Raw genomic sequence first — 26,066 nt, 5'->3', positions numbered from 1 at the left:
CCGCGCCCCTAAAAAGAAGGGGGTTGCCCATCTCGGAGCCAAGGGCCGCCTGATTGCGGTTACTTGCCCTGTACCGGCCAGCACGTCGGGTCGCCCTTGCACCAGATCGTTCGGGTCACCGTGACCGTCGGGGCCGGGTTGCCGCCGTGGGTCGGGGCGTAGGTCACCGGTGGGGTGTATGTCGGGCCTGTGGTGGCGTTGCAGTTACCCAGGCCGTCTACGTGGAACCATTCCTTGCCGCCTACCTTGGCGGTCAGGTCGCCGCGGACGCAGGCGCCGTCGACGGCTCGGGTGACCTTGCCGGTGACGGTGATGGCGCGGTTGTCGTTGGTCTGGCCCTTGCAGTCGACCGAGGCGACCGTCTGCTCGGTCGACGAAGGCGACTTGGTCGAGGACGACTTGGTGCCGTAGTTCGCCGTGCAGGTCAGCCAACGCACGTTCACATGCTGGCGGGTGAGTTCCGCGGTCGCCGTCTTGTCCGTCGTGTACGCCACCGCCGCCGAGCTCAGACCGCCCGGATCGCACGCCGCGACCCCGCCCACCGCGACCACCGCGAGCCCGGCCACCGCGAGGGCGCGGCGTTCCCGTCGTCCTTGCCAAATGCGGCTCAATGCGCCCATGGAGGGCAGCCTGCCACTGTCCCGGCGCCCGCGGAAGAGCACATGCGGCCACTCGGGTGACCCACCGGCCGCGGTCCGGTGACGTCAGGTCAGGACCAGCGTCCTGTACGGCCCAGCAGCAGCGCCGCCGCCGCGGTCCCGGCAGTGGATGTGCGCAGCACGGTCGGGCCGAGGACGTACGGCTTCGCGCCCGCCTCCGTGAACGCCGCCAACTCCTCCGGGGACACGCCCCCTTCGGGTCCCACGACCAGCACGATCTCTCCCTCGGCGGGAAGTTCGGCGGTGGCGAGCGGGGTGTCGCCGCTCTCGTGGAGCACCGCGGCGAAGTCGGATTTGACGAGAAGTGCCGCAACCTGCTTGGTCGTCGCCGCGTCCGCGACCTCGGGGAAGCGGACCCGGCGGGACTGCTTGCCCGCCTCGCGGGCGGTGGCCCGCCACTTGCCGAGCGCCTTCATCCCGCGGTCTCCGCGCCACTGGGTGATACAGCGGGCGGCCTGCCACGGCACGATCGCGTCGACGCCGACCTCGGTCATCGTCTCCACGGCCAGCTCGCCCCGGTCGCCCTTGGGCAGCGCCTGGACGACGGTGATGCGCGGCGACGCGGCGGGCTCCTCGGCGACGGAGGTCATCCGGACGATCAGCCGGTCCTTGCCCTCGGTGCCGATCACCTCGCACACCGCGTAGCGCCCGGCGCCGTCGGTGAGGACGACCTCCTCGCCGGGCTGGAGCCGTTTCACGGAGACGGCGTGCCGTCCCTCGGGGCCGTCGAGGACATAGCGCCCCGCGCCACCCGCCTCAACCGTGTCACCGCCGTCGTCGATGCAGTCGATGTGATCGATGTGGTCGACCACGAACACCGGTGCCGTCATCAGAATTCTCCTCCGGATCTCGGCGGGCCCGTCAACGCGGTGAGCGCGCCGGCGAGTTCGGCGGCGAGCTGCTCCACCAGCCGCCCCGCGGACATCCCGCGTGCCATGCGGTGGCCCTGGCCCGCCCACAGCGCCATGCCCTGCGCGTCCCCGGCCTTGGCGGCGGCCTTGCGCAGCGGGGCGGTCAGATGGTGCACGTCCGGGTAGGCGACGGGGGCGTAGCGGCCGTGCTCGCGCACGAAGCGGTTGAGCAGGCCGCGGGCCGGGCGGCCGGAGAAGGCGCGGGTCAGTTCGGTGCGGGGGTAGAGGGGGTTGGTCAGGGCCTGTTTGTGCAGGGCGCTCGCGCCGGACTCGGGGGTGGCGAGGAACGCGGTGCCGAGCTGGGCCGCGCTGGCGCCCGCCGCGAGGACGGCGGCGATCTGGCTGCCGCGCATGATTCCCCCGGCGGCGACGACCGGTATGCCGACGGTCTCGCGGACCTGGGCGACGAGCGGCAGCAGGGCCATGCCGGCGCAGTCGTTCTCCGGGTTGTCCCAGTGGGTGCCCTGGTGGCCGCCGGCCTCCACGCCCTGTGCGATCACCGCGTCGGCCCCGGCCCGCTCCACCGCGAGGGCTTCCTCGGCGGTGGTCGCGGTGGCCAGCGTGAAGGTACCGGCGCGGCGCAGCGACTCCAGCACCTCAGGATGCGGCACACCGAAGTGGAACGACACCGCCGGCACCGGGTTGTCGAGCAGTACGGCGAGCTTGACGTCGTAGCCGTCGTCGCGGCCGCTGTCGGGGTCGCCGAGTTCCGTGTCGTACCAGGCGGCCTCCCCGGCCAGCTGGTGGGCGTAGAGCTCCACCGCGCCGGGCTCCGCGTACTGCGGCTGCGGCATGAAGATGTTGACGCCGAAGGGCTCTCCGGTGAGTCCCCGGATCTGCTTGATCTCCTGGTACAAGCCGTCGGCCGTCTTGTACCCGGCGGCCAGGAACCCGAGTCCGCCCGCCTCGGACACGGCCGCCGCGAGTCGCGGTACCGAGATCCCACCCGCCATGGGGGCCTGCACGATCGGCAGCGGGCAGAGATCGATCAGTGCGGAGGGCATGACGGCATGTTGTCACGTCCTTTGAACAAGTCCGAATCGGCCCGGACGTTGTCATAGGCCGTTGGCAAGGGGGCGTTCGGGGGTGTGCTGCGGGCCTCTCGACCCGGCCCGCAGCACGTGCGGACGATCAGCGGACACGGCTCCGGGCCGTTCACGTCAGAGTCCGGTCACCGGCCGTTGAACGCATCCTTCAACCACGAGAACAACCCTTGCCGCCCAAGCTGACTGCGCCTGCCCGGGGACCGACCCCCGGACCCCCAGCCACACCCACAGCGACCGTCACCGGCCGTTGAACGCATCCTTCAACCGCGAGAACAACCCTCGCCGCCCAGGCTGACTGCGCCTGCCCGGGGACCGACCCCCGGACCCCCAGCCACACCCACAGCGACCGTCACCGGCCGTTGAACGCATCCTTCAACCACGAGAACAACCCTCGCCGCCCAGGCTGACTGCGCCTGCCCGGGGACCGACCCCCGGACCCCCAGCCACACCCACAGCGACCGTCACCGGCCGTTGAACGCATCCTTCAACCACGAGAACAACCCTCGCCGCCCAGGCTGACTGCGCCTGCCCGGGTACCGACCCCCGGACCCCCAGCCACACCCACAGCGACCGTCACCGGCCGTTGAACGCATCCTTCAACCGCGAGAACAACCCTTGCTGCCCAGGCTGGAACTGCCCCGTCGGCCGTTCCTCCCCGCGCAGCTTGGCGAGTTCCCTCAGGAGGTGTTCCTGCTCGGGGTCGAGCTTGGTGGGGGTCTGGACCTCCACGTGGACGATCAGGTCGCCCCGGCCGCCGCCGCGCAGGTGCGTGATGCCCCTGGTGTGCAGCGGGATGGACTGGCCGGACTGGGTGCCCGGGCGGATGTCCACCTCTTCGAGGCCGTCCAGGGTCTCCAGCGGGACCTTGGTGCCGAGGGACGCCGCGGTCATCGGGATGGTCACCGTGCAGTGCAGATCGTCGCCGCGCCGCTGGAAGGTGCGGTGCGGAAGTTCGTGGATCTCCACGTACAGGTCACCGGCGGGGCCGCCGCCGGGGCCGACCTCGCCCTCACCGGCCAGCTGGATGCGGGTGCCGTTGTCGACACCGGCCGGGATCTTGACGGTGAGGGTGCGCCGGGAGCGGACCCGGCCGTCGCCCGCGCACTCCGGGCACGGCGTCGGGACGACGGTGCCGAAGCCCTGGCACTGGGGGCAGGGGCGGGAGGTCATGACCTGGCCGAGGAAGGACCGGGTCACCTGGGACACCTCGCCCCGGCCGCGGCACATGTCGCAGGTCTGCGCGGCGGTGCCGGGCGCGGCGCCCTCGCCGTTGCAGGTCCCGCAGACGACGGCCGTGTCGACCTGGATGTCCTTGGTGGTGCCGAAGGCGGCCTCGTCCAGCTCGACCTCCAGCCGGATCATGGCGTCCTGCCCGCGCCGGGTGCGCGAGCGCGGCCCGCGCTGCGACGCCGTGCCGAAGAACGCGTCCATGATGTCGGAGAAGTTGCCGAAGCCGCCCGCTCCGAAGCCGGCGCCCGCGCCGGCTCCGCCGGACTGCGAGAGCGGGTCGCCGCCGAGGTCGTAGACCTGCTTCTTCTGCGGGTCGGAGAGCACCTCGTAAGCGGCGTTGATCTCCTTGAACCGCTCCTGGGTCTTCGGGTCCGGATTGACGTCCGGGTGCAGCTCGCGTGCGAGCCGCCGGAAGGCCTTCTTGATCTCTTCCTGCGACGCGTCGCGGCGCACGCCGAGAACGGCGTAGTAGTCCGTGGCCACTTACGACTCCGCCAGGATCTGTCCGACGTACCGTGCCACTGCGCGTACCGCTCCCATCGTTCCCGGGTAATCCATGCGGGTCGGTCCGACCACGCCGAGCTTGGCCACTGCCTCGCCGCCCGAACCGTAGCCGACCGAGACCACGGACGTGGAGTTGAGTCCCTCGTAGGCGTTCTCATGACCGATGCGTACGGTCATGCCCGAATCCCCCGTCTCGCCCAGGAGTTTCAGGAGGACTACCTGTTCCTCCAGCGCCTCCAGGACGGGCCGGATGGTGAGGGGGAAGTCATGTCCGAAGCGGGTCAGATTGGCGGTGCCGCCGATCATGAGCCGCTCCTCGTTCTCCTCGACCAGTGTCTCCAGGAGGGTGGAGAGCACCGTCGAAACGGTACCGCGATCCTCGGCGTCGAACGCGTCGGGGAGGTCCTCGACGAGCAGCGGCACGTCGGTGAACCGGCGGCCCGCGACCCTGCTGTTGAGCCGGGCGCGCAGATCCGCGAGCGATGCCTCGCCGAACGGGGCGGGACAGTCGATCATCCGCTGCTCCACACGGCCGGTGTCCGTGATCAGCACCAGCATCACGCGGGCGGGCGCGAGCGACAGCAGTTCCACGTGCCGCACGGTGGAGCGGATCAGGGACGGGTACTGCACGACGGCGACCTGCCGGGTGAGCTGCGCGAGCAGCCGCACCGTACGGGCCACCACGTCGTCGAGGTCGACGGCGCCGTCGAGGAAGTTCTGGATCGCGCGCCGCTCCGGGGCCGTCATGGGCTTGACACCGGCGAGCTTGTCGACGAACAGCCGGTAGCCCTTGTCGGTGGGGATGCGCCCGGCGCTGGTGTGCGGCTGGGCGATGTACCCCTCGTCCTCCAGGGCGGCCATGTCGTTGCGGACAGTGGCCGGGGAGACGCCGAGGCTGTGGCGTTCGGTGAGCGCCTTGGAGCCGACCGGTTCCTCGGTGCCGACGTAGTCCTGGACGATGGCGCGCAAGACCTGGAGCCTGCGTTCACTCAGCATCGCGCCCTCCTCCAGATGTCGTCCCCTAGTCCCCCAGGCAGTCCCTGAGCGGTACCTGAGCAGTCTCTGAACGTCCTGCCGGCACTCTGCAGACGTCCTGCCTGGCACTCTGCGCGCGCGAGTGCCAACGGCTCCCCCGCCAGTGTACGGCGGTGGGGTACACCCCCGGCAAGGCTGGGACCCGTCGGTGCCCCCACGAGAGCACCGTCACAGTTAGCGTCGCTGCATGACCGTGACTTGGGAAGAGCTCGGATGGGAGCGGCTGGCGGACGGGGTGGGGCGGTGCCGTCTGCCCCGGTGGGACTGCACGGCGGGACTGGTGGTGGGCCGGGGTGCGGTCCTGGTGATCGACGCGGGGGCGGACCTCGCGGAGGGCACCCGGCTGCGGGCGCAGGCGGAGGCGCTCGCGGGGCACCGTGTGACCCATCTCGCTCTCACCCACCCCCACTTCGATCATGTCTTCGGGGCGGCGGCGTTCGCGGGCGCGGAGATGTTCGGCGCGGTCGGCGTGGACGCGGCGCTCATGTCCCGGCGGGCGCGGGAGGAACTGCGCGCGGACGCGGTACGCAACGGTCTGCTCGCGGCGCAGGCGGACGAGGCGGCCGATGCGCCGGTCGTTCCCCGCCACCATGTCTCCGGCGAGTGGACCCTGGACCTCGGCGGCGGCCGTCAGGTGCTGCTGGCGAACGTGGGCCCCGGCCACACCGCCCACGACCTGGCGGTGCTGGTCCCCTCCCTGTCGCCCGGCGACCCGGACGATCCGGAGGTGGTCTTCTGCGGCGACCTCGTGGAGGAGTCCGGCGAACCCCAGGCGGGACCGGACGCCGTACGCTCCCGCTGGCCGGCCGCCCTGGACCGGCTGCTGGCGCTTGGCGGCCCGGACGCCCTGTACGTACCGGGCCACGGCGCGGCGGTGGACGCGGAGTTCGTGCGGGCGCAGCGGGACGCCCTGGCGGCTCGCTTCGGCGTGTCGTGACGGCGCTACGGCGCCCTGCCGCCCCGTTCCTCCTATCGTCGTCCGAATGCGCCAGTACTCACCGGACCTGACCCCGCCGTGGAAGAGGCAGCAGCCCGCGCCGGAGGTGCCGGCGGAGCCCGGCCTGGTCGTGGAGGAGCCCGGCACCGGCTTCTGCGGCGCGGTGATCCGCTGCGAGGCGGGCACGGTGACCCTGGAGGACCGGTTCGGCAAGCACCGGGTGTTCCCGCTCCAGCCGCGCGGCTTCCACCTGGAGGGGCGGGTCGTGACCCTCGTACGCCCGCCGCAGTCCACCCCCGTACGCCCCGCCCGCACCGCCTCCGGCTCGGTGGCCGTCCCCGGCGCCCGCGCACGGGTGGCCCGCGCAGGGCGCATCTATGTCGAGGGGCGGCACGACGCGGAACTGGTCGAGAAGGTGTGGGGCGACGACCTGCGCGTCGAGGGCGTGGTCGTGGAGTACCTGTCGGGCGTCGACGACCTCCCGTCGATCGTCACCGGCTTCGCCCCGGGCCCCGACGCCCGCCTCGGCGTCCTGGTGGACCACCTGGTCACGGGCACCAAGGAGTGGCGCATCGCGGAGGCGGTGACGAGCGAACACGCCCTGGTGGTGGGCCACCCGTACATCGACGTGTGGGAGGCGGTGAAACCGTCCTCCCTGGGCATCGACGCCTGGCCCCGCATCCCGCACGGGGAGGACTGGAAGACGGGCGTGTGCCGCGCCCTCGGCTGGCCGGACAACACCGGCGCGGCCTGGCAGCACATCCTCTCCCGGGTCCACTCCTACAAGGACCTGGAACCGGAACTGCTGGGCCGGGTCGAGGAACTGATCGACTTCGTCACGGCAGCGGACGGCGGCGCGACGGCCTGACGCCGGGCGGTCGCCGAGCGGTCGCCGGGCGGTCGCCGGGCGGTCTCCGACGGCCACGGTCCTGGAGACTGTGGCTCAGTCGACGAGGTCCCTGACCACCGCGTCCGCCAGCAGGCGGCCCCGCAGGGTGAGGACGGCTTGGCCCTCGTCGTAGGGGCGGGCCTCCAGGAGGCCGTCGCGCAGGGCTCGGCGGGAGGCCGCGAGGCCCTGCTCACGGAGGAGGGACAGCGGTACGCCCTCGCTCAGCCGCAGCTCCAGCAGGATGCGCTCCACCCGGCGGTCCTCGTCGGTCAGCAGTTCGCGGCCCGCGCCCGGGGAGCGGCCCTCGGCCAGCGCCGCCGCATACGCGCCGGGGTGCTTCACGTTCCACCAGCGCACACCGCCGACGTGCGAATGCGCCCCGGGGCCCGCGCCCCACCAGTCCGCTCCGCGCCAGTACAGCTCGTTGTGCAGGCAGCGGGCGGCGTCGGTGGTGGCCCAGTTGGAGACCTCGTACCAGCCGTAGCCCGCCGCCGACAGCGTCTCCTCGGCGATCAGATACCGGTCGGCGTGGACGTCGTCGTCGGTCGGCGGGATCTCGCCTCGGCGGATACGGCGGGCGAGCTGCGTGCCCTCCTCGACTATGAGGGCGTACGCGCTGATGTGGTCGGGTCCGGCGCCGAGGGCGGCGTCGAGGGAGGCCCGCCAGTCGTCGTCGGACTCACCCGGGGTGCCGTAGATCAGGTCGAGGTTGACGTGCTCGAAGCCCGCCGCCCGGGCCTCGGCGACGCACGCCTCCGGGCGGCCGGGGGTGTGGGTGCGGTCCAGGATCCGCAGTACGTGCCGCCTGGCGCTCTGCATCCCGAAGGAGATCCGGTTGAAGCCCCCTTCGCGCAGAGCGGCCAGATAAGCCGGGTCGACCGACTCGGGGTTCGCCTCCGTCGTCACCTCGGCGTCCGCCGCGAGCCCGAACTCCTCACGGATCGCGGCGAGCATCCGCACCAGGTCGGCGGCGGCCAGCAGGGTGGGCGTACCGCCGCCGACAAAGACGGTACGGACCTCGCGCTGGTCGTCGCCGAGCACCTTCCGGGCCAGGCGGACCTCATCGATCAGGGTGCCGGCGTAGTTGTCCCGGGAGGCGAGCACACCGCCGCTGCCGCGCAGCTCGGTGGCGGTGTAGGTGTTGAAGTCGCAGTACCCGCAGCGAGTCGCGCAGTACGGCACATGCAGATAGAACCCGAGGGGACGGCCGGCGGCGCCGGCAAGCGCGACCTCGGGCAGAGCACCGTCGGCGGGGACGGGCTCGCCGTCGGGGAGTGCGGAAGGCATGTGCTCCATTGTCCCGTACGGCGGGGGGTACGGGGCCGGTGTGCGGCTTTGGGGGGTGGGCCGCGCAGCCCGGCGCTACCGGGGTACCGCTGGGGAAGGTCGCGCAGCCCGGCGCTAACGGGTTGCCGCCCGCGCCCACCCGTGCTGCCCCAGCGGCACGACTGCCCGCGGCTGGGCGCGGCGGGCAGCGCCCCGAAGGGGCGCGGGGAACTGCGCGACCAGCCACAACGTGCCCGCAGATGACCACCGACCGCCGAACCCCAAGGGGCGCGGGGAACTGCGCGACCAGCCACAACGTGCCCGCAGATGACCACCGACCGCCGAACCCCAAGGGGCGCGGGGAACTGCGCGACCAGCCACGACGTGCCCGCAGATGACCACCGACCGCCGAACCCCAAGGGGCGCGGGGAACTGCGCGACCAGCCACGACGTGCCCGCACTCTGAGCCCCGCCCCCTACCCCCCTTCACCGCCGGGTGGCAGCCGGTCCGCCTGGAGAACCAGCAGCGCCAGATCATCCTCCGGAGGCTGCGGGGCAAAGTCATGGACCAGCCGGCTGATCCGCTCCGCGATCCCCTCGGCGCTAAGCCCGGCGCAGCCACCCAGCGCCCGAGCGAGCCCGTCCGCGTCGTCGAACTGCCGCGAGCCCTCACGCCGTTCGGTGACCCCGTCCGTCACGCACAACAGACTGTCGCCCGGGCGCAGCTCGAACGTCTCAGCGGTGTACGTGGCGTCCTCGACCACCCCGAGGATGGTCTGCGGATGCGCAACCGAGCGCACGGTGCCGTCCAAACGGAGGTGCAACGGCAGCGGATGCCCCGCCGAGGCGAGGGTGCAGCGGATGCCGCCGCCGGGCAGCGGGACGAGTTCGCCGTGCAGAAGCGAGAGGAAGCGGGTCTGGGGGCCGTCACCGGGGGCGACCGCGCGGCCCCCGGCGGCCACCAGGGCACGGGCGGCGGCGTCGGCCGCCTCGGTGGCGTCGTCGAGGAGGAGCTGGTTGAGGCGGTCGAGGACGTCGGCGACACCGTGGCCGTCCCGGGCGAGCAGCCGCAGCCAGGGCCGGGCGAGACCGATGACCACGGCCGCCTCGGGCCCCTTGCCCTGGACGTCGCCGACGGCGAAGCACCAGCGGCCGTCCCCGGCGGGGAAGAGGTCGTAGAAGTCGCCGCTGGGATCGCCCTTGTCGCACGGCTCGTAGACGAGCGCGCTGCTCACCCCGGGGATCTCGGCGACGGCGCCGGGCAGCAGACCGCGCTGGAGGATGGCGCTGATGGTGGCCTGCCGGGCGTACTGCCGGGCCGCGCCGATGGCGAGCCCCACCCGGCGGCTGAGGTCCTCGACGAGCCCGGTGATCTCGTCGGGGAAGTCCGGCACTCCGGATCGGCCGATGACGAGCGTGCCGAGCGGCCGGCCGCCCGCGATCAGCCGGTAGGCCAGGGCCGCGCCGTGGGCATCGCGCGGGCCGAGGGCGTCGCCGGGCCAGGGGTGCGGGACGGGGGCGGGGCGCGGTCCGCCGGCCGGGCGGGGCGGGTCCTTCGCCAGGGCGCGGCGCAGGTCGTCGATGCGGTTCTCGCTGCTGTGCCAGACCCGGGCCAGCCGCGGCCCGGCCGCCCCCGTGCCGCCGTCGCCGGTGCCCGGGTGCCGGGTTCCCCAGCGTGCGAGCGACTCGTCCTCCAGCCACACCGCGCACCAGTCCGCGAGCCGCGGCACGATCAGCTGGCCGGTGAGGGCGGCGACGAGGTCCTCGTCGAGCTGCCCGGCGAGGAGGTCGGAGGCCTCGGCGAGGAAGGAGAGGGCGCCGCGGCCCAGCCAGTCCCGGTCGCGCTCGGCGCGCTGCGGAGAGGGGGCGAGGATCTCGGCGACACCGAGGCCGCGTTCCAGGGCGCGGTCGAGGGCGGCCGCGTCGTCGTGCGTCTCGCCGCCGCCGTCGGCGTCCGCGGCGCCGTCGGGGGTCAGGCGCGCCCACACCGTCTTGGCGCCCCGGCGGTAGGTGACGCCCCAGGACTCGGCGAGGGTGGCGACGAGCCGCAGTCCGCGGCCGTACTCCGGTGTCCCGTACGGCACTTCGGGCCCGGTTCCGCGCGGCGCCCGCGAGGGATGGTGGTCGCCGACCTCCACGACGAGCCCGCCGGACCCGTCCGGCCGGCACAGCAGCTCCACATCGGTGCCCGCGTGCACGACGGCGTTGGTGACGAGTTCGCTGACGACGATGAGCGCGTCGTCCACCACCCGCCCGCAGGGGCAACCGGCACCCACCGCCGACCCGGGGCGGCCCCACTCCGTCAGGGCCTCCCGCACCAGCCCGCGCGCCGCGCCCGGTGCCAGGGGGCTGCCGGTCAGGGTCGTACACAGCTGTGCGCTCCCGTCCGCGCCGGTGTACGCGGGCGCGCCCGAGTCGAGGGACATGGTCTCCCGTTGCGTCGGAATGGCCCACATGGACAGCTCCCCCAGGAGGTGGCACGAATTCGCTCGGCCGATGGGGGCATGGTGACAGACCGGCTCCGCACATAAGCATCGAGTTACCGAAGAAGACCGTGACGGGTGACAACCGTGCTATACGAGTGCACGGACAGGGACGGTTTACGGACCGACTCCGAACGACTCCCCGTCCGGGTACCGGTCGCCCGCTCGACTCTCGACATACCGCGCGACGGCACTCGACGGCCCCGGAACGCCGGTCACGTTCCGGGGCCGTGAGGGTCGTGAGGGCCGTGAGGGCCTGGTAGGCCTGGTGGGCCGGGAGGGCCGGGAGGGCCAGCCGCGAGGCCGCCTCCGTCCCCGCCCCGGCCCGCCCCCGGTGTCACGCCTCCCGCGTGCCCGCGTACATCTCCTCGATGAGGTACTTGTACTCCCGTTCCACCACCGGCCGCTTCAGCTTCAGGCTCGGGGTGATCTCGCCGTGCTCGACATCGAGGTCGCGCGGGAGGAGGCGGAATTTCTTGATGGTCTGCCAGCGCTGGAGACCCTGGTTGAGCTCCCTGATGTAGCCGTCGACCATCCCGACCGTGGCCGGGTCGGCGACGATCTCGGCGTACGGCCTGCCCTCCATGCCGTTCTCCTTCGCCCACTCGGTGATCGCGATCTCGTCGAGGGCGATGAGGGCGGTGCAGTAGTTGCGGTCGGCGCCGTGCACCAGGATGTTGGAGACGTACGGGCAGACGCCCTTGAACTGGCCCTCCACCTCGGCGGGCGCGATGTACTTGCCGCCGGAGGTCTTGATGAGGTCCTTCTTGCGGTCGGTGATGCGCAGATAGCCGTCCACGGACAGCTCACCGATGTCGCCGGTGTGCAACCAGCCGTCCGGCTCCAGCACCTCGGCGGTCTTCTCGGGCAGCTTGTGATAGCCCTGCATGATGCCGGGGCCGCGCAGCAGGATCTCGCCGTCCTCCGCGATGCGCACCTCGGTGCCGGGCAGCGGCTTGCCGACGGTGCCGGTGCGGTAGGCCTCGCCGGGGTTGACGAAGGACGCCGCCGAGGACTCGGTGAGCCCGTAGCCCTCCAGGACATGGATGCCTGCGCCGGCGAAGAAGTAGCCGATCTCCGGGGCCAGGGCGGCGCTGCCGGAGACACAGGCGCGCAGCCGCCCGCCGAACGCCTCGCGGATCTTGGAGTAGACGAGCGCGTCGGCGGCCTTGTGCTTGGCGGCGAGAGCGAAGGGCGCGCTACGGCTGCCGGTGCGCGCGAAGGTGTCCTGGGTGACCTTGGCGTACTCGCGGGCGACCTCGGACGCCCACTGGAAGATCTTGTACTTGGCAGCGCCGCCCGCACGGGCCTTGGCGGCGACGCCGTTGTAGACCTTCTCGAAGATCCGGGGCACGGCAGCCATGTACGTCGGCTGCACGACCGGCAGATTCTCGATGATCTTGTCGACGCGGCCGTCCACGGCGGTGACGTGCCCGACCTCGATCTGACCCGAGGTGAGCACCTTGCCGAAGACGTGCGCCAGCGGCAGCCACAGGTACTGCACGTCGTCGGCGCCGATCAGCCCGGTCGCCGAGATCGCCTTGGCCATGTAGGACCAGTTGTCATGCGGCAGGCGCACGCCCTTGGGGCGGCCGGTGGTACCGGAGGTGTAGATCAGGGTGGCGAGCTGCTCGGAGGTGATCGCGCCGACCCGCTCCTTGATCAGCTCGGGGTGCACCTCCAGATAGGCCGCCCCGCGCCGCTCCAGCTCGGCAAGCGTCAGCACCCGGTCGGAGGACTCGACCCCGGCCGCGTCCACGACCACGATGTGCGTGAGGTCGGGCAGGTCGGACTGCCGCTCCTCGGCCTTGGCGAGCTGCTCGGCGTTCTCCGCGATGAGCACCTTGCTCTCGGAGTCGGACAGGATGAACGCCGACTCGTCGGCGTTGGTCTGCGGGTAGACGGTGGTCGTGGCCGCACCGGCGCACAGGATGCCGAGGTCGGCGAGGATCCACTCGACACGAGTCGAGGAGGCCAGCGCCACGCGCTGCTCCGGCTGCACCCCCAGCTCGATGAGCCCGGCCGCGATCGCGTACACCCGCTCGGCGGCCTGCGCCCAGGTCAGCGACGCCCACTCGTCGGGGCCGTCACCGGAGGCAGCGGGCACCGGGAAGCGGTAGGCCTCGGCGTCCGGCGTGGCTGTCACCCGCTCCAGGAAGAGGCCCGCGACAGACGGCGGACGGTTCTCGATCAGGGTCTGTGTGTCGCTCACGACATCCTCCGGGGCCCGCGGCAGGCGGCTGGCTCGTGCGGCTGGTTTTCCACCCGCGGGTCACGGCCCTGGTCCCCGACCCGGACCGTTTGTTTAACTCGCGAGTAACTATGGAGCAGGGATCAGAGTAAGGCGCGACCGGCGGCTGCGTAAGGGGTGGGGTCTGTCGCCTACTCCACAGCATGACCGCCCGAACGCCCGGGGGCCCGCCGCACTTTGGCACGGCAGGCCCCCGTTCCGCCCCGTTTGCCGGGCGGCCGTTCCTCACTTCGGGTGATGCGACCTCGGGTGACGCGATTGCGGATGGCGTGATGACGGCTGACGCACGATCACTTCTTGCCCTTGGCGGACGCCACGCTGTCGTCGCTGGACAGGACGGCGATGAACGCCTCCTGCGGAACCTCCACCGCGCCCACCATCTTCATCCGCTTCTTGCCTTCCTTCTGCTTCTCCAGCAGCTTCCGCTTACGGGAGATGTCACCGCCGTAGCACTTGGCGAGGACGTCCTTGCGGATGGCGCGGATGGTCTCGCGGGCGATCACCCGGGAGCCGATGGCGGCCTGCACCGGCACCTCGAAGTTCTGCCGCGGGATGAGTTCCCGGAGCTTGGCGACGAGCCGTACGCCGTATGCGTACGCCTGGTCCTTGTGGGTGATCGCGGAGAAGGCGTCCACCTTGTCGCCGTGCAGCAGGATGTCGACCTTGACGAGGCTCGAGGACTGCTCGCCGGTGGGCTCGTAGTCCAGCGACGCGTAGCCGCGCGTCTTGGACTTGAGCTGGTCGAAGAAGTCGAAGACGATCTCGGCCAGCGGCAGGGTGTAGCGGATCTCGACCCGGTCCTCGGAGAGGTAGTCCATGCCGAGCAGGGCGCCGCGCCGGGTCTGGCACAGCTCCATGATCGCGCCGATGAACTCGGTGGGCGCCAGGATCGTCGCCCGGACGACGGGCTCGTACACCTCGTCGATCTTGCCCTCGGGGAACTCGCTCGGGTTGGTGACGACGTGCTCGCTGCCGTCCTCCATGATCACCCGGTAGACCACGTTGGGTGCGGTCGCGATCAGGTCGAGGCCGAACTCGCGCTCCAGCCGCTCCCTGATGACGTCGAGGTGCAGCAGGCCGAGGAAGCCGACGCGGAAGCCGAAGCCGAGGGCCGCGGAGGTCTCCGGCTCGTAGACCAGGGCGGCGTCGTTGAGCTGGAGCTTGTCGAGGGCCTCGCGCAGTTCGGGGTAGTCGGAGCCGTCCAGCGGGTACAGACCGGAGAACACCATCGGCTTCGGGTCCTTGTACCCGCCGAGGGCGTCCGTGGCTCCCTTGTGCTGGCTGGTGACGGTGTCGCCGACCTTGGACTGGCGGACGTCCTTCACACCGGTGATCAGATAGCCGACCTCACCCACGCCGAGCCCATCGGCGGACAGCATCTCGGGCGAGTTGGTGCCGATCTCCAGCAGCTCGTGGGTGGCGCCGGTCGACATCATCCGGATGCGCTCACGCTTGTTGAGCTGGCCGTCGATGACCCTGACGTAGGTGACCACACCGCGGTAGGAGTCGTAGACCGAGTCGAAGATCATCGCGCGGGCGGGCGCGTCGGCGACCCCGACGGGCGCGGGGACCTCCCGTACGACCTTGTCGAGCAGCGCGTCGACCCCCACGCCGGTCTTGGCGGACACCCGCAGGACGTCCTCGGGGTTGCAGCCGACCAGGTTGGCGAGTTCCTCGGCGAACTTCTCGGGCTGCGCGGCCGGCAGGTCGATCTTGTTCAGGACGGGGATGATCGTGAGGTCGTTCTCCATCGCCAGATAGAGGTTGGCGAGGGTCTGCGCCTCGATGCCCTGCGCCGCGTCCACCAGGAGGACGGTCCCCTCGCAGGCGGCGAGCGACCGCGAGACCTCGTACGTGAAGTCGACGTGCCCCGGGGTGTCGATCATGTTGAGGATGTGGGTGTTGCCCGGATCCTGGCTCGGGGCCCAGGGCAGCCGCACGGCCTGGGACTTGATCGTGATGCCGCGCTCGCGCTCGATGTCCATGCGGTCGAGATACTGAGCACGCATCTGCCGCTGCTCGACCACTCCGGTCAGCTGGAGCATCCGGTCGGCGAGGGTGGACTTGCCGTGGTCGATGTGCGCGATGATGCAGAAGTTGCGGATCAGAGCCGGGTCGGTACGGCTCGGCTCGGGCACATTGTTAGGGGTCGCGGGCACGCAGGGTCCTGATTCTTGAGGTATCCGCAGGGATCGGCGGCTCGGGTCGGATCGATACGTAGGCATCCATGGTCCCACGGGCGGGGGGCCGGTACCGGTTCGGGCGGTGACGGGGGTGTAACGGCACCAGGGCCCCCGAGGGCGGTTTTGGGCGGGCGCCGGGCCGCTGGTAGATTGGGTCGCTGTGTCTCATGCCCTCTCAGCGCGAGGCACACCTCAAGAGATCACCGGCACGGGACCCGAGCGGCCCCGCGCCAGAACCTGAAAAGGCTCATTCGTGGCGAACATCAAGTCCCAGATCAAGCGGAACAAGACCAACGAGAAGGCCCGGCTGCGCAACAAGGCCGTCAAGTCCTCTCTGAAGACCGCGATCCGCAAGGCCCGCGAGGCCGCTGCCGCGGGTGACGTCGAGAAGGCCAACGAGTACCAGCGCGCTGCCGCGCGTCAGCTCGACAAGGCCGTCTCGAAGGGCGTCATCCACAAGAACCAGGCCGCCAACAAGAAGTCGGCGCTTGCTTCCAAGGTCGGGTCCCTCCAGGGCTGACCCTTTCTCTTGGCTTTCTTGGCCTGACCGCCGGAAGGACCCAGAGCGGGCCCTCTCTCATCCGCTCCCGACCGGCACCCCGGATCCACGCGCGGCCTGCGTTCGCCACGCGGGCGTGGATCCACAGCACAGCAGTCTGAAACCGGAGGCCCCGGCTTCCGCCCTTCCCCAGGGCGGAAGCCGGGGCCTCCGGCGTTCTGTACGGCCGTACTCGTGTCGCGCGTACTCGCGCCGTGCGTACTTGTGCCGCGCGTAGGCGTGTCGTGCGTAGGCGTGTCGTGCGCACGGGTGTCGTCCGTACTCAGTCGTCCCTGCTCAGGCCTTCGAACTCAGCCGCTCGAACTCAGCGTTCGCACTCAGCCGTTCGACCTCAGCCGCTCGAAGGGACGACGTGCAGCAACCCCCCTCACAGGGGGGTTGCGTTTGTGTGTGCTTGCTGGGGGCAGTCCGAAGGCGGCTCAGACTGCCCCCTGCCCGAACGCGGCCGGGGAGCGTGTCCGGACATCTGTGTTTCTCACCCGAGCGGGGTGTTTTCCAGGGTTCTACGTGCACCAGGGCCGCGATGTCAACACATACGGAAAGGTAAAGCAACACAGTCAGAAGTGTTGTCTTCCTGGCCAGTGGGAGTACTGTTCGCCCTAGACAGGCATCACCCCACATGAAACGGACTTGATCCCACATGTACGCAGCGAAGCGTCAGCCTCAGATCATTCAGCGCATCGCGCTGGATGACGCTGACGCATACGCGGGCGGTGCCTCTCTTCATGCCTTCCTCGGTGCAGGCGGTGCCGGGTGGAGGGGTCTGGTGGCGGCGGTGGCGCATGGTGCTGCTGCTGTGTCGTTGCCGGGCAGTGTGATGCCGGCTCCGGCGGATGTGTGTCCGTCCGGGGTTGTTGGCGGGGCTGATGTTCCGCTGTTGCGGCCGCTGGGCGGTCGTGTCGGCCGGTTGTTGACCGGTCGGGGTCGGGGACGTGTCTCATCCCTACCGGAGTGAATCGGAAGATTTGTAATGACTGACACAGCGGCGTTGAAGAACCTGGAAGGCAACGGGTTCAGAGCCAGAGTCCAGCGGCTCGGCGGGCAGTTGGCCGGCATGGTGATGCCGAATATCGCGGCGTTCATCGCGTGGGGTCTGATCACGGCGATGTTCATCCCGACGGGGTGGATTCCGAACGAGACGTTGGCGAAGCTCGTCGGGCCGATGATCACGTTCCTGCTGCCGGTGTTGATCGGTTACACCGGCGGTCGCATGGTGCACGGTCAGCGTGGTGCGGTGGTCGCGGCGATTGCCACGGTGGGTGTGGCGGTCGGTGCGGACGGTACGCCGATGTTCCTGGGTGCGATGATCATCGGCCCGTTCACGGCGTATCTGCTGAAGCTGGTGGACGGGTATCTGCAGCCGCGGACGCGTGCCGGGTTCGAGATGCTGGTGGACAACTTCTCCGCGGGCATTCTCGGTGGTGCGATGGCCGTGGGTGGTGTGGCGGGTGTCGGGCCGGTGGTCAGGTCGCTGACGACGGCTGCGGGTCATGGTGTGGACTGGCTGGTCAGCAATCATCTGCTGCCGGTGGTGTCGATCATTGTGGAGCCGGCGAAGGTCCTGTTCCTGAACAATGCGATCAACCACGGTGTGCTGTCGCCTCTGGGTGTGGACGAGGCGGCGAAGCACGGCAAGTCGATCCTGTTCATGATCGAGACGAACCCCGGTCCGGGTCTGGGCATTCTGCTGGCGTATCTGCTGTTCGGTCCGAAGCGTCTGCGCGGGTCGGTTCCGGGTGCGATCGTGGTGCACTTCCTGGGTGGTATCCACGAGATCTACTTCCCGTACCTGCTGATGAAGCCGCGTCTGATCCTGGCGGCGGTCGCCGGTGGTATGGCGGGTGTGTCGACGGCGATGGTCACGGGTGCGGGTCTGGTCGCGGCTCCGTCGCCGGGCAGCATCTTCGCCTATCTCGCGGTGACGCCGAAGGGCGGCTACTTCTCGGTGCTGGCGTCGATCGCGGTGGCTGCGACGGTGTCGTTCCTGGTGGGTTCGGCTCTGCTGAAGACGGAGCGCAAGTCCGGTGAGGACGACGAGCCGGCTGCGGTTGAGGGCGGTGTGGTGTCCTCGGATGCTGAGGCTGTGGTGGCGGACGCGGAGGCTGTGGTGTCGCGGTCGCTGGCGGGTGCGGACATCAAGAACGTGGTCGTGGCGTGTGACGCGGGGATGGGCTCCAGTGTGATGCTGGCGAGCCAGCTGACGAAGCGGCTGAAGCCCTACGGTGTGACGGTCACGCACAAGGCGGTGAACGAGCTGCCGGCGGACACGCCGCTGGTGGTGACGCATCAGGATCTGGCGGCGCGGGCGCGGTCGATCGCGCCGAACGCGGTGATCATCCCGTTCCAGTCGTTCCTGAACGATCCGGCCTTCGACAGGCTGGAGGAAGCCATTCGTGACGGAGGAGAGGTTCGTGCCTGAGGTTCTGCCCCGTGAGGGTATCCGTGTCGGGCTGAAGGCTGCCGACCGGTGGGACGCGGTGCGTCAGTGCGGTGCGGTTCTGGAGGAGCTGGGCGCGGTCGAGGACGGCTACGCGGCGGCGATGCTGGAGCGTGAGCGGTCGGTGTCCACCTTTGTGGGTGAGGGTGTCGCGATCCCGCACGGTACGTCCCAGTCGCGGTCGCTGGTGAGGCGGACGGCGCTGGCGGTGCTGCAGTTCCCCGCAGGGGTGGACTGGGGCGGCCAGTCGGTCACCACGTGTGTGGCGATCGCGGCGAAGGGCGACGAGCACATTTCGGTGCTCTCCGCTCTGGCTCTTCTGCTGCTGGAGCCCGACCAGGCCGAGAAGCTGCGTGCTTCGTCGGACCCGGACGAGATCTATCAGCTTCTGGAATCGATCAGCAAGGACATCGCATGAAGGTCGCACGTTTCTACGCTCCCGGTGATCTCCGGATAGAGGACGTGCCGGAGCCGGTCCCGGGGCCGGACGAGGTGAAGATCAGGGTCCGTAACTGCTCGACGTGCGGTACGGATGTGAAGATCTTCAATCATGGTCATCAGCATCTGGACCCGCCGCGGGTGATGGGTCACGAGATTGCGGGTGAGGTCGTCGAGGTCGGCGCCCAGGTTGCGGGCGGCTGGGTCGCGGGTGACCGTGTCCAGGTGATCGCGGCGGTGCCGTGCGGTGAGTGCGCGGACTGCACCGCCGGGCGGCTGACGATCTGCCCGAACCAGACGTCGGTGGGTTACCAGTACGACGGCGGGTTCGCCGAGTACCTGATCGTGCCGCACGCCGTTTTGAAGGTCGACGGCCTGAACCGGATCCCGGAGGGCGTGTCGTTCGCGGAGGCGTCGGTGGCGGAGCCGCTGGCGTGTGCGATCAACGGTCAGGAACTCGCCCGGGTGGGCGAGGGCGACGACGTGATCGTGATGGGTGCGGGTCCGATCGGCTGCATGCATGTTCATCTGGCGCGTGCGCGGGGTGCCCGCAGGGTGTTCCTCGCGGACATCAACGCGGGCCGGCTGAAGCAGTCCGCTGATGCTGTGAAGCCGGATGCGGCGATCTGCGGTGCGGATGTCGACATGGTCGAGGAGGTCCTGCGGCTGACCGACGGGCGTGGCGTGGATGTGGTGATCACGGCTGCGGCATCCGGGAAGGCGCAGGAGGACGGTGTGCGGATGGCGGCCCGGCAGGGCCGGATCAGCCTGTTCGGGGGTCTGCCGAAGACCGCGCCGACGATCACGCTGGACTCGAACCTGGTCCACTACCGTGAGCTGACGGTGGTGGGTGTGAACGGGTCCAGCCCCGCGCACAACAAGCAGGCCCTTGAGCTCATCGCGTCCGGGAAGGTCCCGGTCAAGGACCTCATCACGCACCGTATGACCCTGGACCAGGTCCCCGAGGCCATCGCCACGGTCGCCGCGGGCGACGCGATCAAGGTCACCATCGAACCCTGACCCCACCCCCCCCCCCAACAGCGGCCCGGCCGGATCCCCCGATCCGACCGGGCCGCACCACATCCCCCCCACCACAACCAACCACTTAGGCATGACAGCATGCCGTCCATGGCAGACGACAGCACGAGCGGGTTTCTGGCGGGCTGAGCACTCCGCTGGAAGTGCCGTCTGCCGTCTGCGGCACCATCGTGGCTGGTCGCGCAGTTCCCCGCGCCCCTTCGGGGCGCTGCCTAACCGGAGCGGACTTCGTCCGACCTGCTTCGACGGCCCTCATCATCAGCGTCCCGGGGGCGGAACCGGCTTGTCCGAGCCTGGCACGAACGGTTCGGCCCGTCAGCACGGGCAGGGGTTTCCGGCCCATGTATGACGCTTTCGACCTTGGTCCGGCAACTGCGGGCGGTTTCCCAGCGTGCTGTGTCTGGCTCCTGAGCCGGACAGCTGGCTACGGCAGCTCACCGAGGCGATGGCCGACCGGTGGCCCGAGGCCCCTCCCTGCGGTGGCCGGTTCACCGCGATGTCGTACCCCACCCGACCGTCGCAGACGGTCAGGACGAGCCCGTCCTGGACGAGATCGAATCCGCCCTGCTCCCTGGACTGCCCATCACGTCCTATGCATCGTGTGTCGACCTCAGGGTGGATGACGGCGCGAGGTGGCGGATGCGGGCCGCGTTCCCACTCCGTGGGTGAACGGGCCGTAGGCAACTGGCCGCCCACGGGCGGTCTTTGGCGGTGATTCGGTGGGGGGATGTGGTGCGGCCCGGTCGGATCGGGGGATCCGGCCGGGCCGCTGTTGGGGGGGGGGGTGGGGTCAGGGTTCGATGGTGACCTTGATCGCGTCGCCCGCGGCGACCGTGGCGATGGCCTCGGGGACCTGGTCCAGGGTCATACGGTGCGTGATGAGGTCCTTGACCGGGACCTTCCCGGACGCGATGAGCTCAAGGGCCTGCTTGTTGTGCGCGGGGCTGGACCCGTTCACACCCACCACCGTCAGCTCACGGTAGTGGACCAGGTTCGAGTCCAGCGTGATCGTCGGCGCGGTCTTCGGCAGACCCCCGAACAGGCTGATCCGGCCCTGCCGGGCCGCCATCCGCACACCGTCCTCCTGCGCCTTCCCGGATGCCGCAGCCGTGATCACCACATCCACGCCACGCCCGTCGGTCAGCCGCAGGACCTCCTCGACCATGTCGACATCCGCACCGCAGATCGCCGCATCCGGCTTCACAGCATCAGCGGACTGCTTCAGCCGGCCCGCGTTGATGTCCGCGAGGAACACCCTGCGGGCACCCCGCGCACGCGCCAGATGAACATGCATGCAGCCGATCGGACCCGCACCCATCACGATCACGTCGTCGCCCTCGCCCACCCGGGCGAGTTCCTGACCGTTGATCGCACACGCCAGCGGCTCCGCCACCGACGCCTCCGCGAACGACACGCCCTCCGGGATCCGGTTCAGGCCGTCGACCTTCAAAACGGCGTGCGGCACGATCAGGTACTCGGCGAACCCGCCGTCGTACTGGTAACCCACCGACGTCTGGTTCGGGCAGATCGTCAGCCGCCCGGCGGTGCAGTCCGCGCACTCACCGCACGGCACCGCCGCGATCACCTGGACACGGTCACCCGCGACCCAGCCGCCCGCAACCTGGGCGCCGACCTCGACGACCTCACCCGCAATCTCGTGACCCATCACCCGCGGCGGGTCCAGATGCTGATGACCATGATTGAAGATCTTCACATCCGTACCGCACGTCGAGCAGTTACGGACCCTGATCTTCACCTCGTCCGGCCCCGGGACCGGCTCCGGCACGTCCTCTATCCGGAGATCACCGGGAGCGTAGAAACGTGCGACCTTCATGCGATGTCCTTGCTGATCGATTCCAGAAGCTGATAGATCTCGTCCGGGTCCGACGAAGCACGCAGCTTCTCGGCCTGGTCGGGCTCCAGCAGCAGAAGAGCCAGAGCGGAGAGCACCGAAATGTGCTCGTCGCCCTTCGCCGCGATCGCCACACACGTGGTGACCGACTGGCCGCCCCAGTCCACCCCTGCGGGGAACTGCAGCACCGCCAGCGCCGTCCGCCTCACCAGCGACCGCGACTGGGACGTACCGTGCGGGATCGCGACACCCTCACCCACAAAGGTGGACACCGACCGCTCACGCTCCAGCATCGCCGCCGCGTAGCCGTCCTCGACCGCGCCCAGCTCCTCCAGAACCGCACCGCACTGACGCACCGCGTCCCACCGGTCGGCAGCCTTCAGCCCGACACGGATACCCTCACGGGGCAGAACCTCAGGCACGAACCTCTCCTCCGTCACGAATGGCTTCCTCCAGCCTGTCGAAGGCCGGATCGTTCAGGAACGACTGGAACGGGATGATCACCGCGTTCGGCGCGATCGACCGCGCCCGCGCCGCCAGATCCTGATGCGTCACCACCAGCGGCGTGTCCGCCGGCAGCTCGTTCACCGCCTTGTGCGTGACCGTCACACCGTAGGGCTTCAGCCGCTTCGTCAGCTGGCTCGCCAGCATCACACTGGAGCCCATCCCCGCGTCACACGCCACGACCACGTTCTTGATGTCCGCACCCGCCAGCGACCGCGACACCACAGCCTCCGCGTCCGCCACCACAGCCTCAGCATCCGAGGACACCACACCGCCCTCAACCGCAGCCGGCTCGTCGTCCTCACCGGACTTGCGCTCCGTCTTCAGCAGAGCCGAACCCACCAGGAACGACACCGTCGCAGCCACCGCGATCGACGCCAGCACCGAGAAGTAGCCGCCCTTCGGCGTCACCGCGAGATAGGCGAAGATGCTGCCCGGCGACGGAGCCGCGACCAGACCCGCACCCGTGACCATCGCCGTCGACACACCCGCCATACCACCGGCGACCGCCGCCAGGATCAGACGCGGCTTCATCAGCAGGTACGGGAAGTAGATCTCGTGGATACCACCCAGGAAGTGCACCACGATCGCACCCGGAACCGACCCGCGCAGACGCTTCGGACCGAACAGCAGATACGCCAGCAGAATGCCCAGACCCGGACCGGGGTTCGTCTCGATCATGAACAGGATCGACTTGCCGTGCTTCGCCGCCTCGTCCACACCCAGAGGCGACAGCACACCGTGGTTGATCGCATTGTTCAGGAACAGGACCTTCGCCGGCTCCACAATGATCGACACCACCGGCAGCAGATGATTGCTGACCAGCCAGTCCACACCATGACCCGCAGCCGTCGTCAGCGACCTGACCACCGGCCCGACACCCGCCACACCACCCACGGCCATCGCACCACCGAGAATGCCCGCGGAGAAGTTGTCCACCAGCATCTCGAACCCGGCACGCGTCCGCGGCTGCAGATACCCGTCCACCAGCTTCAGCAGATACGCCGTGAACGGGCCGATGATCATCGCACCCAGGAACATCGGCGTACCGTCCGCACCGACCGCCACACCCACCGTGGCAATCGCCGCGACCACCGCACCACGCTGACCGTGCACCATGCGACCGCCGGTGTAACCGATCAACACCGGCAGCAGGAACGTGATCATCGGCCCGACGAGCTTCGCCAACGTCTCGTTCGGAATCCACCCCGTCGGGATGAACATCGCCGTGATCAGACCCCACGCGATGAACGCCGCGATATTCGGCATCACCATGCCGGCCAACTGCCCGCCGAGCCGCTGGACTCTGGCTCTGAACCCGTTGCCTTCCAGGTTCTTCAACGCCGCTGTGTCAGTCATTACAAATCTTCCGATTCACTCCGGTAGGGATGAGACACGTCCCCGACCCCGACCGGTCAACAACCGGCCGACACGACCGCCCAGCGGCCGCAACAGCGGAACATCAGCCCCGCCAACAACCCCGGACGGACACACATCCGCCGGAGCCGGCATCACACTGCCCGGCAACGACACAGCAGCAGCACCATGCGCCACCGCCGCCACCAGACCCCTCCACCCGGCACCGCCTGCACCGAGGAAGCCAGCAAGGGAAGCGTCTCCCGCTCCCACATCGCTTCGGACGTCGGTCACGGCCGCACTGCCGTACCACTCGCCCTCCGCGGACACCAGCAGCATTCCGTCCGCGCCGAGGCTGGCGAGCACCTGACGTGCACCCAGTCCGCGCAGCTCCCTTGCCGCCTCAAGCGCGTCACCGACCGTCACCAGCGGTCGGCCCACCGCTTCCGCGAGCTCCTCACGGTTCGGCTTGACCACATCGGGGCCTGCCTTCAGCGCGGCCAGCAACGCCGGACCCGAGGTGTCCAGCGCGATCCGCGCACCGCAGTCGTGCACCCACGTCACCAGCTCCGCGTACCACTCGGGCGCCAGACCCCGGGGCAGGCTGCCGCAGCACGCCAGCCACTCCGTGTCCGGCCCGATCAGACCGCGCACGGTCTTCAGCAGTACGTCGGATTCTTCAGCGGTCAGCTCCGGGCCCGGAGCGTTGATCTTCGTGAGCACACCGTCCGGCTCGACGGCGCTCACATTGACTCTGGTCGTGCCTTCGACCCATACCGGCGCGATCTCGATGCCCTGTCTGGCCAGGAGTTCGGCCATCAGCATCCCCGAGGACCCGCCCAGCGGCAGCACGGCCGTCGTGGCGTGCCCCGCGGCGCTCAGCGCACGTGACACATTCACGCCCTTGCCGCCCGGGTCCACCCGGTCGGCAGCCGCACGATGCACCGCACCCCGCCGGAGCTCTGTCACCTCGAAGGTGCAGTCCAGGCTCGGATTCGGAGTGATGGTGACGATCATGCTCGGATCACCTCCGGTCCCACGGCCGCGATCTCCTCGGCCTGCTCGTCGGTCAGACCGGTGTCCGTGACGACCACGTCCACCTGGTCCAAGGTCGCGAACCTGGCGAAGTACCGCGCTCCGTACTTGCTCGAGTCGGCGAGCAGCACCACGCGCCGGGCGCTCGCCACCATGGCCCGCTTCACCGCGGCCTCCGCGAGATCGGGCGTGGAGAGCCCGGAGTGCGCTGCGAAGCCGTTGGTCGCGATCACGGCGGTGTCCGCCTCCAGGTCGGCCAGGTCCCGCAGGGCCCAGGCGTCCACCGCCGCCTGGGTACGGTGCCGCAGCCGGCCGCCGACCAGATGGAGATTGAGGTTGGGATACTCCGCCAGCCGCGCGGCCACCGGCAGCGCGTTGGTCACGACGGTGAGCGCGGAGTCCAGCGGCAGCAGCGCGGCGAGCCGGGAGATGGTGGTGCCGGCGTCCAGCAGCACGCTGCCCTCATCGGGCAGCAGCGCCAGGGCGGCCTTGGCGATCCGCTCCTTGTCGGCTGCGGCGGTGGAGTCACGCTCCGCAAGCCCGGGCTCCACCAGGCGCAAGCCTCCGGCAGGCAGCGCACCGCCGTGCACCCGGCGCAGCAGTCCGGCGCGTTCAAGGGCTGTCAGGTCGCGCCGGACGGTCTCCTGCGTGACGCCGAAGTCTTCGGCCAGCGAGGGGACTTCCACCCGGCCGAGCTCCTGGGCCAGCTGAACGATCCGTTGCTGCCGCTCGGGTGCGTACATGTTGGATCAGGTCCGTTTCATGTGGGGTGATGCCTGTCTACGCCAGACAGTACTCCGACCCGCATGAAAGGCAACAACTTCTGAGTGTGTTGTTTTACCCTTCCGATTGTGTTGACATCAGCTCGCTGAACCACGTACAACCCTGAAAAACACCTCTCGCAGGTGTCAAACACAGATGTCCGGACACGCTCCCCGGCCGTGTCCGGGCTGGGGGGCAGTCTGAACCGCCTTCGGACTGCCCCCACCAGCCACCTACGGGCACAGCGCCCGCAGGGGCGGCTGCGCCCTCCCATCATCCCCGATCCATGCTCGATCTCGAAGGAGAAGCAATGCCCCAGGTACTGGTCACCGTCGGCTCACAGCAGGGCCTGCACGCTCGCCCGGCCACCCTCTTCGTCCAGGCCGCCACCCGGCAGCCCGTCAAGGTGACCATCGGCCGCCCGGACCAGCCCGCCGTGGACGCCAGGAGCCTGCTGTCCGTACTCGCCCTAGGGGCCGAGAAGGGCGACACCCTCCAGCTCACGGCCGACGGCGACAACGCCGAGACCGTCCTGAAGGAACTCGCCGAGGTCCTCTCCACGGACCACGACGCCGCCGCCTGACGACGCCACCCGAACCGAGCATCCGGCCTCACGGCCGGCACTCGTGTTATTTGTCACATATTCCCTGTACGTCCCGTTTGCGCCCTGTTTGCGTCCTGAAGAACGCTG

21 protein-coding genes are annotated in these 26,066 nt (G+C 69.8%); 7 read left to right on the top strand and 14 right to left on the bottom strand.

All coding sequences use genetic code 11. The features are described from left to right. Positions 1-59 precede the first annotated feature (59 nt). The 5 genes from ACSYGN_RS27160 to hrcA all read right to left on the bottom strand — a co-directional run bounded on the left by ACSYGN_RS27160 (position 60) and on the right by hrcA (position 5,346). Positions 60-620: a hypothetical protein gene (locus ACSYGN_RS27160; RefSeq protein ID WP_460400033.1), complete on the bottom strand. Its 561-nt coding sequence runs from the start codon at positions 618-620 to the stop codon at positions 60-62. Between the two features lie 89 nt (positions 621-709). Then, a complete protein-coding gene (locus ACSYGN_RS27155; RefSeq protein ID WP_460400031.1) occupies positions 710-1,489 on the bottom strand; it encodes a 16S rRNA (uracil(1498)-N(3))-methyltransferase in 780 nt (259 codons plus the stop codon). Beyond that, the gene (locus ACSYGN_RS27150) at positions 1,489-2,574 is read right to left on the bottom strand and encodes a nitronate monooxygenase (RefSeq protein WP_460400029.1); all 1,086 of its coding nucleotides are present in this window, start codon (positions 2,572-2,574) and stop codon (positions 1,489-1,491) included. Before ACSYGN_RS27150 ends, ACSYGN_RS27155 begins: the two co-directional genes overlap by 1 nt. Before the next feature lie 615 nt (positions 2,575-3,189). Next, on the bottom strand, positions 3,190-4,329 hold the full coding sequence (gene dnaJ, locus ACSYGN_RS27145) for a molecular chaperone DnaJ (protein ID WP_460400027.1): 1,140 nt from the start codon (positions 4,327-4,329) through the stop codon (positions 3,190-3,192). Continuing rightward, complete coding sequence (gene hrcA / locus ACSYGN_RS27140; protein ID WP_460400025.1) at positions 4,330-5,346, bottom strand: heat-inducible transcriptional repressor HrcA; 1,017 nt, start codon at positions 5,344-5,346, stop codon at positions 4,330-4,332. A gap of 226 nt (positions 5,347-5,572) precedes the next feature. Here hrcA and ACSYGN_RS27135 point away from each other — a divergent pair, with 226 nt between their 5' ends. Together ACSYGN_RS27135 and ACSYGN_RS27130 are read left to right on the top strand one after the other, a co-directional pair. Next, positions 5,573-6,322 (top strand): MBL fold metallo-hydrolase, encoded by a 750-nt coding sequence (locus tag ACSYGN_RS27135; RefSeq protein WP_460400023.1) that lies wholly within the window; start codon positions 5,573-5,575, stop codon positions 6,320-6,322. Positions 6,323-6,368: 46 nt separating this feature from the next. Beyond that, the gene (locus ACSYGN_RS27130; RefSeq protein WP_460400021.1) at positions 6,369-7,190 is read left to right on the top strand and encodes a DUF3097 domain-containing protein; all 822 of its coding nucleotides are present in this window, start codon (positions 6,369-6,371) and stop codon (positions 7,188-7,190) included. A gap of 75 nt (positions 7,191-7,265) precedes the next feature. On the opposite strand, the gene hemW is transcribed toward ACSYGN_RS27130, so the two are convergent. The 4 genes from hemW to lepA form a co-directional block, all read right to left on the bottom strand. Beyond that, positions 7,266-8,498, bottom strand: coding sequence for a radical SAM family heme chaperone HemW (gene hemW / locus ACSYGN_RS27125; RefSeq protein ID WP_460400019.1), 1,233 nt, complete (start codon positions 8,496-8,498; stop codon positions 7,266-7,268). 455 nt (positions 8,499-8,953) lie between these two features. Beyond that, positions 8,954-10,933: a SpoIIE family protein phosphatase gene (locus ACSYGN_RS27120; protein ID WP_460400017.1), complete on the bottom strand. Its 1,980-nt coding sequence runs from the start codon at positions 10,931-10,933 to the stop codon at positions 8,954-8,956. Positions 10,934-11,297: 364 nt separating this feature from the next. Beyond that, positions 11,298-13,172, bottom strand: coding sequence for an AMP-dependent synthetase/ligase (locus tag ACSYGN_RS27115; protein WP_460400015.1), 1,875 nt, complete (start codon positions 13,170-13,172; stop codon positions 11,298-11,300). A 329-nt stretch (positions 13,173-13,501) separates the two neighbouring features. Continuing rightward, entirely contained in the window at positions 13,502-15,370 is a 1,869-nt protein-coding gene (gene lepA / locus ACSYGN_RS27110; protein ID WP_460400013.1) for a translation elongation factor 4, read from the bottom strand. 277 nt (positions 15,371-15,647) lie between these two features. Here lepA and rpsT point away from each other — a divergent pair, with 277 nt between their 5' ends. The 4 genes from rpsT (at position 15,648) to ACSYGN_RS27090 (ending at position 19,848) form a co-directional block, all read left to right on the top strand. Next, positions 15,648-15,914 (top strand): 30S ribosomal protein S20, encoded by a 267-nt coding sequence (rpsT, locus tag ACSYGN_RS27105; RefSeq protein ID WP_460400011.1) that lies wholly within the window; start codon positions 15,648-15,650, stop codon positions 15,912-15,914. Between the two features lie 1,009 nt (positions 15,915-16,923). Further along, positions 16,924-18,372, top strand: a complete 1,449-nt coding sequence (locus ACSYGN_RS27100; RefSeq protein ID WP_460400005.1) for a PTS mannitol transporter subunit IICB — start codon at positions 16,924-16,926, stop codon at positions 18,370-18,372. Then, positions 18,365-18,808: a PTS sugar transporter subunit IIA gene (locus ACSYGN_RS27095; protein WP_460400007.1), complete on the top strand. Its 444-nt coding sequence runs from the start codon at positions 18,365-18,367 to the stop codon at positions 18,806-18,808. The genes ACSYGN_RS27100 and ACSYGN_RS27095 overlap by 8 nt, the downstream gene beginning before the upstream one ends. After that, positions 18,805-19,848 carry a zinc-dependent dehydrogenase gene (locus tag ACSYGN_RS27090; RefSeq protein ID WP_460400009.1) on the top strand — a complete coding sequence of 348 codons (1,044 nt, stop codon included), beginning with the start codon at positions 18,805-18,807 and terminating at the stop codon, positions 19,846-19,848. The genes ACSYGN_RS27095 and ACSYGN_RS27090 overlap by 4 nt, the downstream gene beginning before the upstream one ends. Positions 19,849-20,656: 808 nt before the next feature. Here the strand turns inward: ACSYGN_RS27090 and ACSYGN_RS27085 are convergent. From ACSYGN_RS27085 to ACSYGN_RS27065, 5 genes are read right to left on the bottom strand one after another with little or no spacing between them, the layout of a single operon-like run. Further along, positions 20,657-21,700: a zinc-dependent dehydrogenase gene (locus ACSYGN_RS27085; RefSeq protein ID WP_460400009.1), complete on the bottom strand. Its 1,044-nt coding sequence runs from the start codon at positions 21,698-21,700 to the stop codon at positions 20,657-20,659. Then, entirely contained in the window at positions 21,697-22,140 is a 444-nt protein-coding gene (locus ACSYGN_RS27080; protein WP_460400007.1) for a PTS sugar transporter subunit IIA, read from the bottom strand. The genes ACSYGN_RS27085 and ACSYGN_RS27080 overlap by 4 nt, the downstream gene beginning before the upstream one ends. Continuing rightward, positions 22,133-23,581: a PTS mannitol transporter subunit IICB gene (locus ACSYGN_RS27075; protein ID WP_460400005.1), complete on the bottom strand. Its 1,449-nt coding sequence runs from the start codon at positions 23,579-23,581 to the stop codon at positions 22,133-22,135. Before ACSYGN_RS27075 ends, ACSYGN_RS27080 begins: the two co-directional genes overlap by 8 nt. A 15-nt stretch (positions 23,582-23,596) precedes the next feature. Then, positions 23,597-24,595 (bottom strand): 1-phosphofructokinase, encoded by a 999-nt coding sequence (gene pfkB, locus ACSYGN_RS27070; RefSeq protein WP_460400003.1) that lies wholly within the window; start codon positions 24,593-24,595, stop codon positions 23,597-23,599. Beyond that, positions 24,592-25,356 (bottom strand): DeoR/GlpR family DNA-binding transcription regulator, encoded by a 765-nt coding sequence (locus ACSYGN_RS27065; RefSeq protein ID WP_460400001.1) that lies wholly within the window; start codon positions 25,354-25,356, stop codon positions 24,592-24,594. Before ACSYGN_RS27065 ends, pfkB begins: the two co-directional genes overlap by 4 nt. Positions 25,357-25,685: 329 nt before the next feature. Between ACSYGN_RS27065 and ACSYGN_RS27060 the strand changes: the two genes are divergently transcribed. Continuing rightward, entirely contained in the window at positions 25,686-25,958 is a 273-nt protein-coding gene (locus ACSYGN_RS27060; RefSeq protein ID WP_460399999.1) for an HPr family phosphocarrier protein, read from the top strand. Positions 25,959-26,066: the final 108 nt, after the last annotated feature.

This window comes from Streptomyces sp. YIM S03343, assembly GCF_054729195.1.
The sequence above is the reverse complement of the archived record's forward strand: the minus strand, read 5'-3'. Positions and strand labels throughout refer to the sequence as shown.

Coding starts and splice junctions, on each gene's coding strand:
- ACSYGN_RS27160 (WP_460400033.1), bottom strand. CDS start 620: ATGGGCGCATTGAGCCGCATTTGGCAAGGACGACGGGAACGCCGCGCC.
- ACSYGN_RS27155 (WP_460400031.1), bottom strand. CDS start 1,489: ATGACGGCACCGGTGTTCGTGGTCGACCACATCGATCACATCGACTGC.
- ACSYGN_RS27120 (WP_460400017.1), bottom strand. CDS start 10,933: ATGTGGGCCATTCCGACGCAACGGGAGACCATGTCCCTCGACTCGGGC.
- hemW (WP_460400019.1), bottom strand. CDS start 8,498: ATGCCTTCCGCACTCCCCGACGGCGAGCCCGTCCCCGCCGACGGTGCT.
- ACSYGN_RS27130 (WP_460400021.1), top strand. CDS start 6,369: ATGCGCCAGTACTCACCGGACCTGACCCCGCCGTGGAAGAGGCAGCAG.
- pfkB (WP_460400003.1), bottom strand. CDS start 24,595: ATGATCGTCACCATCACTCCGAATCCGAGCCTGGACTGCACCTTCGAG.
- ACSYGN_RS27085 (WP_460400009.1), bottom strand. CDS start 21,700: ATGAAGGTCGCACGTTTCTACGCTCCCGGTGATCTCCGGATAGAGGAC.
- ACSYGN_RS27075 (WP_460400005.1), bottom strand. CDS start 23,581: ATGACTGACACAGCGGCGTTGAAGAACCTGGAAGGCAACGGGTTCAGA.
- ACSYGN_RS27060 (WP_460399999.1), top strand. CDS start 25,686: ATGCCCCAGGTACTGGTCACCGTCGGCTCACAGCAGGGCCTGCACGCT.
- ACSYGN_RS27090 (WP_460400009.1), top strand. CDS start 18,805: ATGAAGGTCGCACGTTTCTACGCTCCCGGTGATCTCCGGATAGAGGAC.
- ACSYGN_RS27100 (WP_460400005.1), top strand. CDS start 16,924: ATGACTGACACAGCGGCGTTGAAGAACCTGGAAGGCAACGGGTTCAGA.
- ACSYGN_RS27150 (WP_460400029.1), bottom strand. CDS start 2,574: ATGCCCTCCGCACTGATCGATCTCTGCCCGCTGCCGATCGTGCAGGCC.
- hrcA (WP_460400025.1), bottom strand. CDS start 5,346: ATGCTGAGTGAACGCAGGCTCCAGGTCTTGCGCGCCATCGTCCAGGAC.
- ACSYGN_RS27135 (WP_460400023.1), top strand. CDS start 5,573: ATGACCGTGACTTGGGAAGAGCTCGGATGGGAGCGGCTGGCGGACGGG.
- ACSYGN_RS27065 (WP_460400001.1), bottom strand. CDS start 25,356: ATGTACGCACCCGAGCGGCAGCAACGGATCGTTCAGCTGGCCCAGGAG.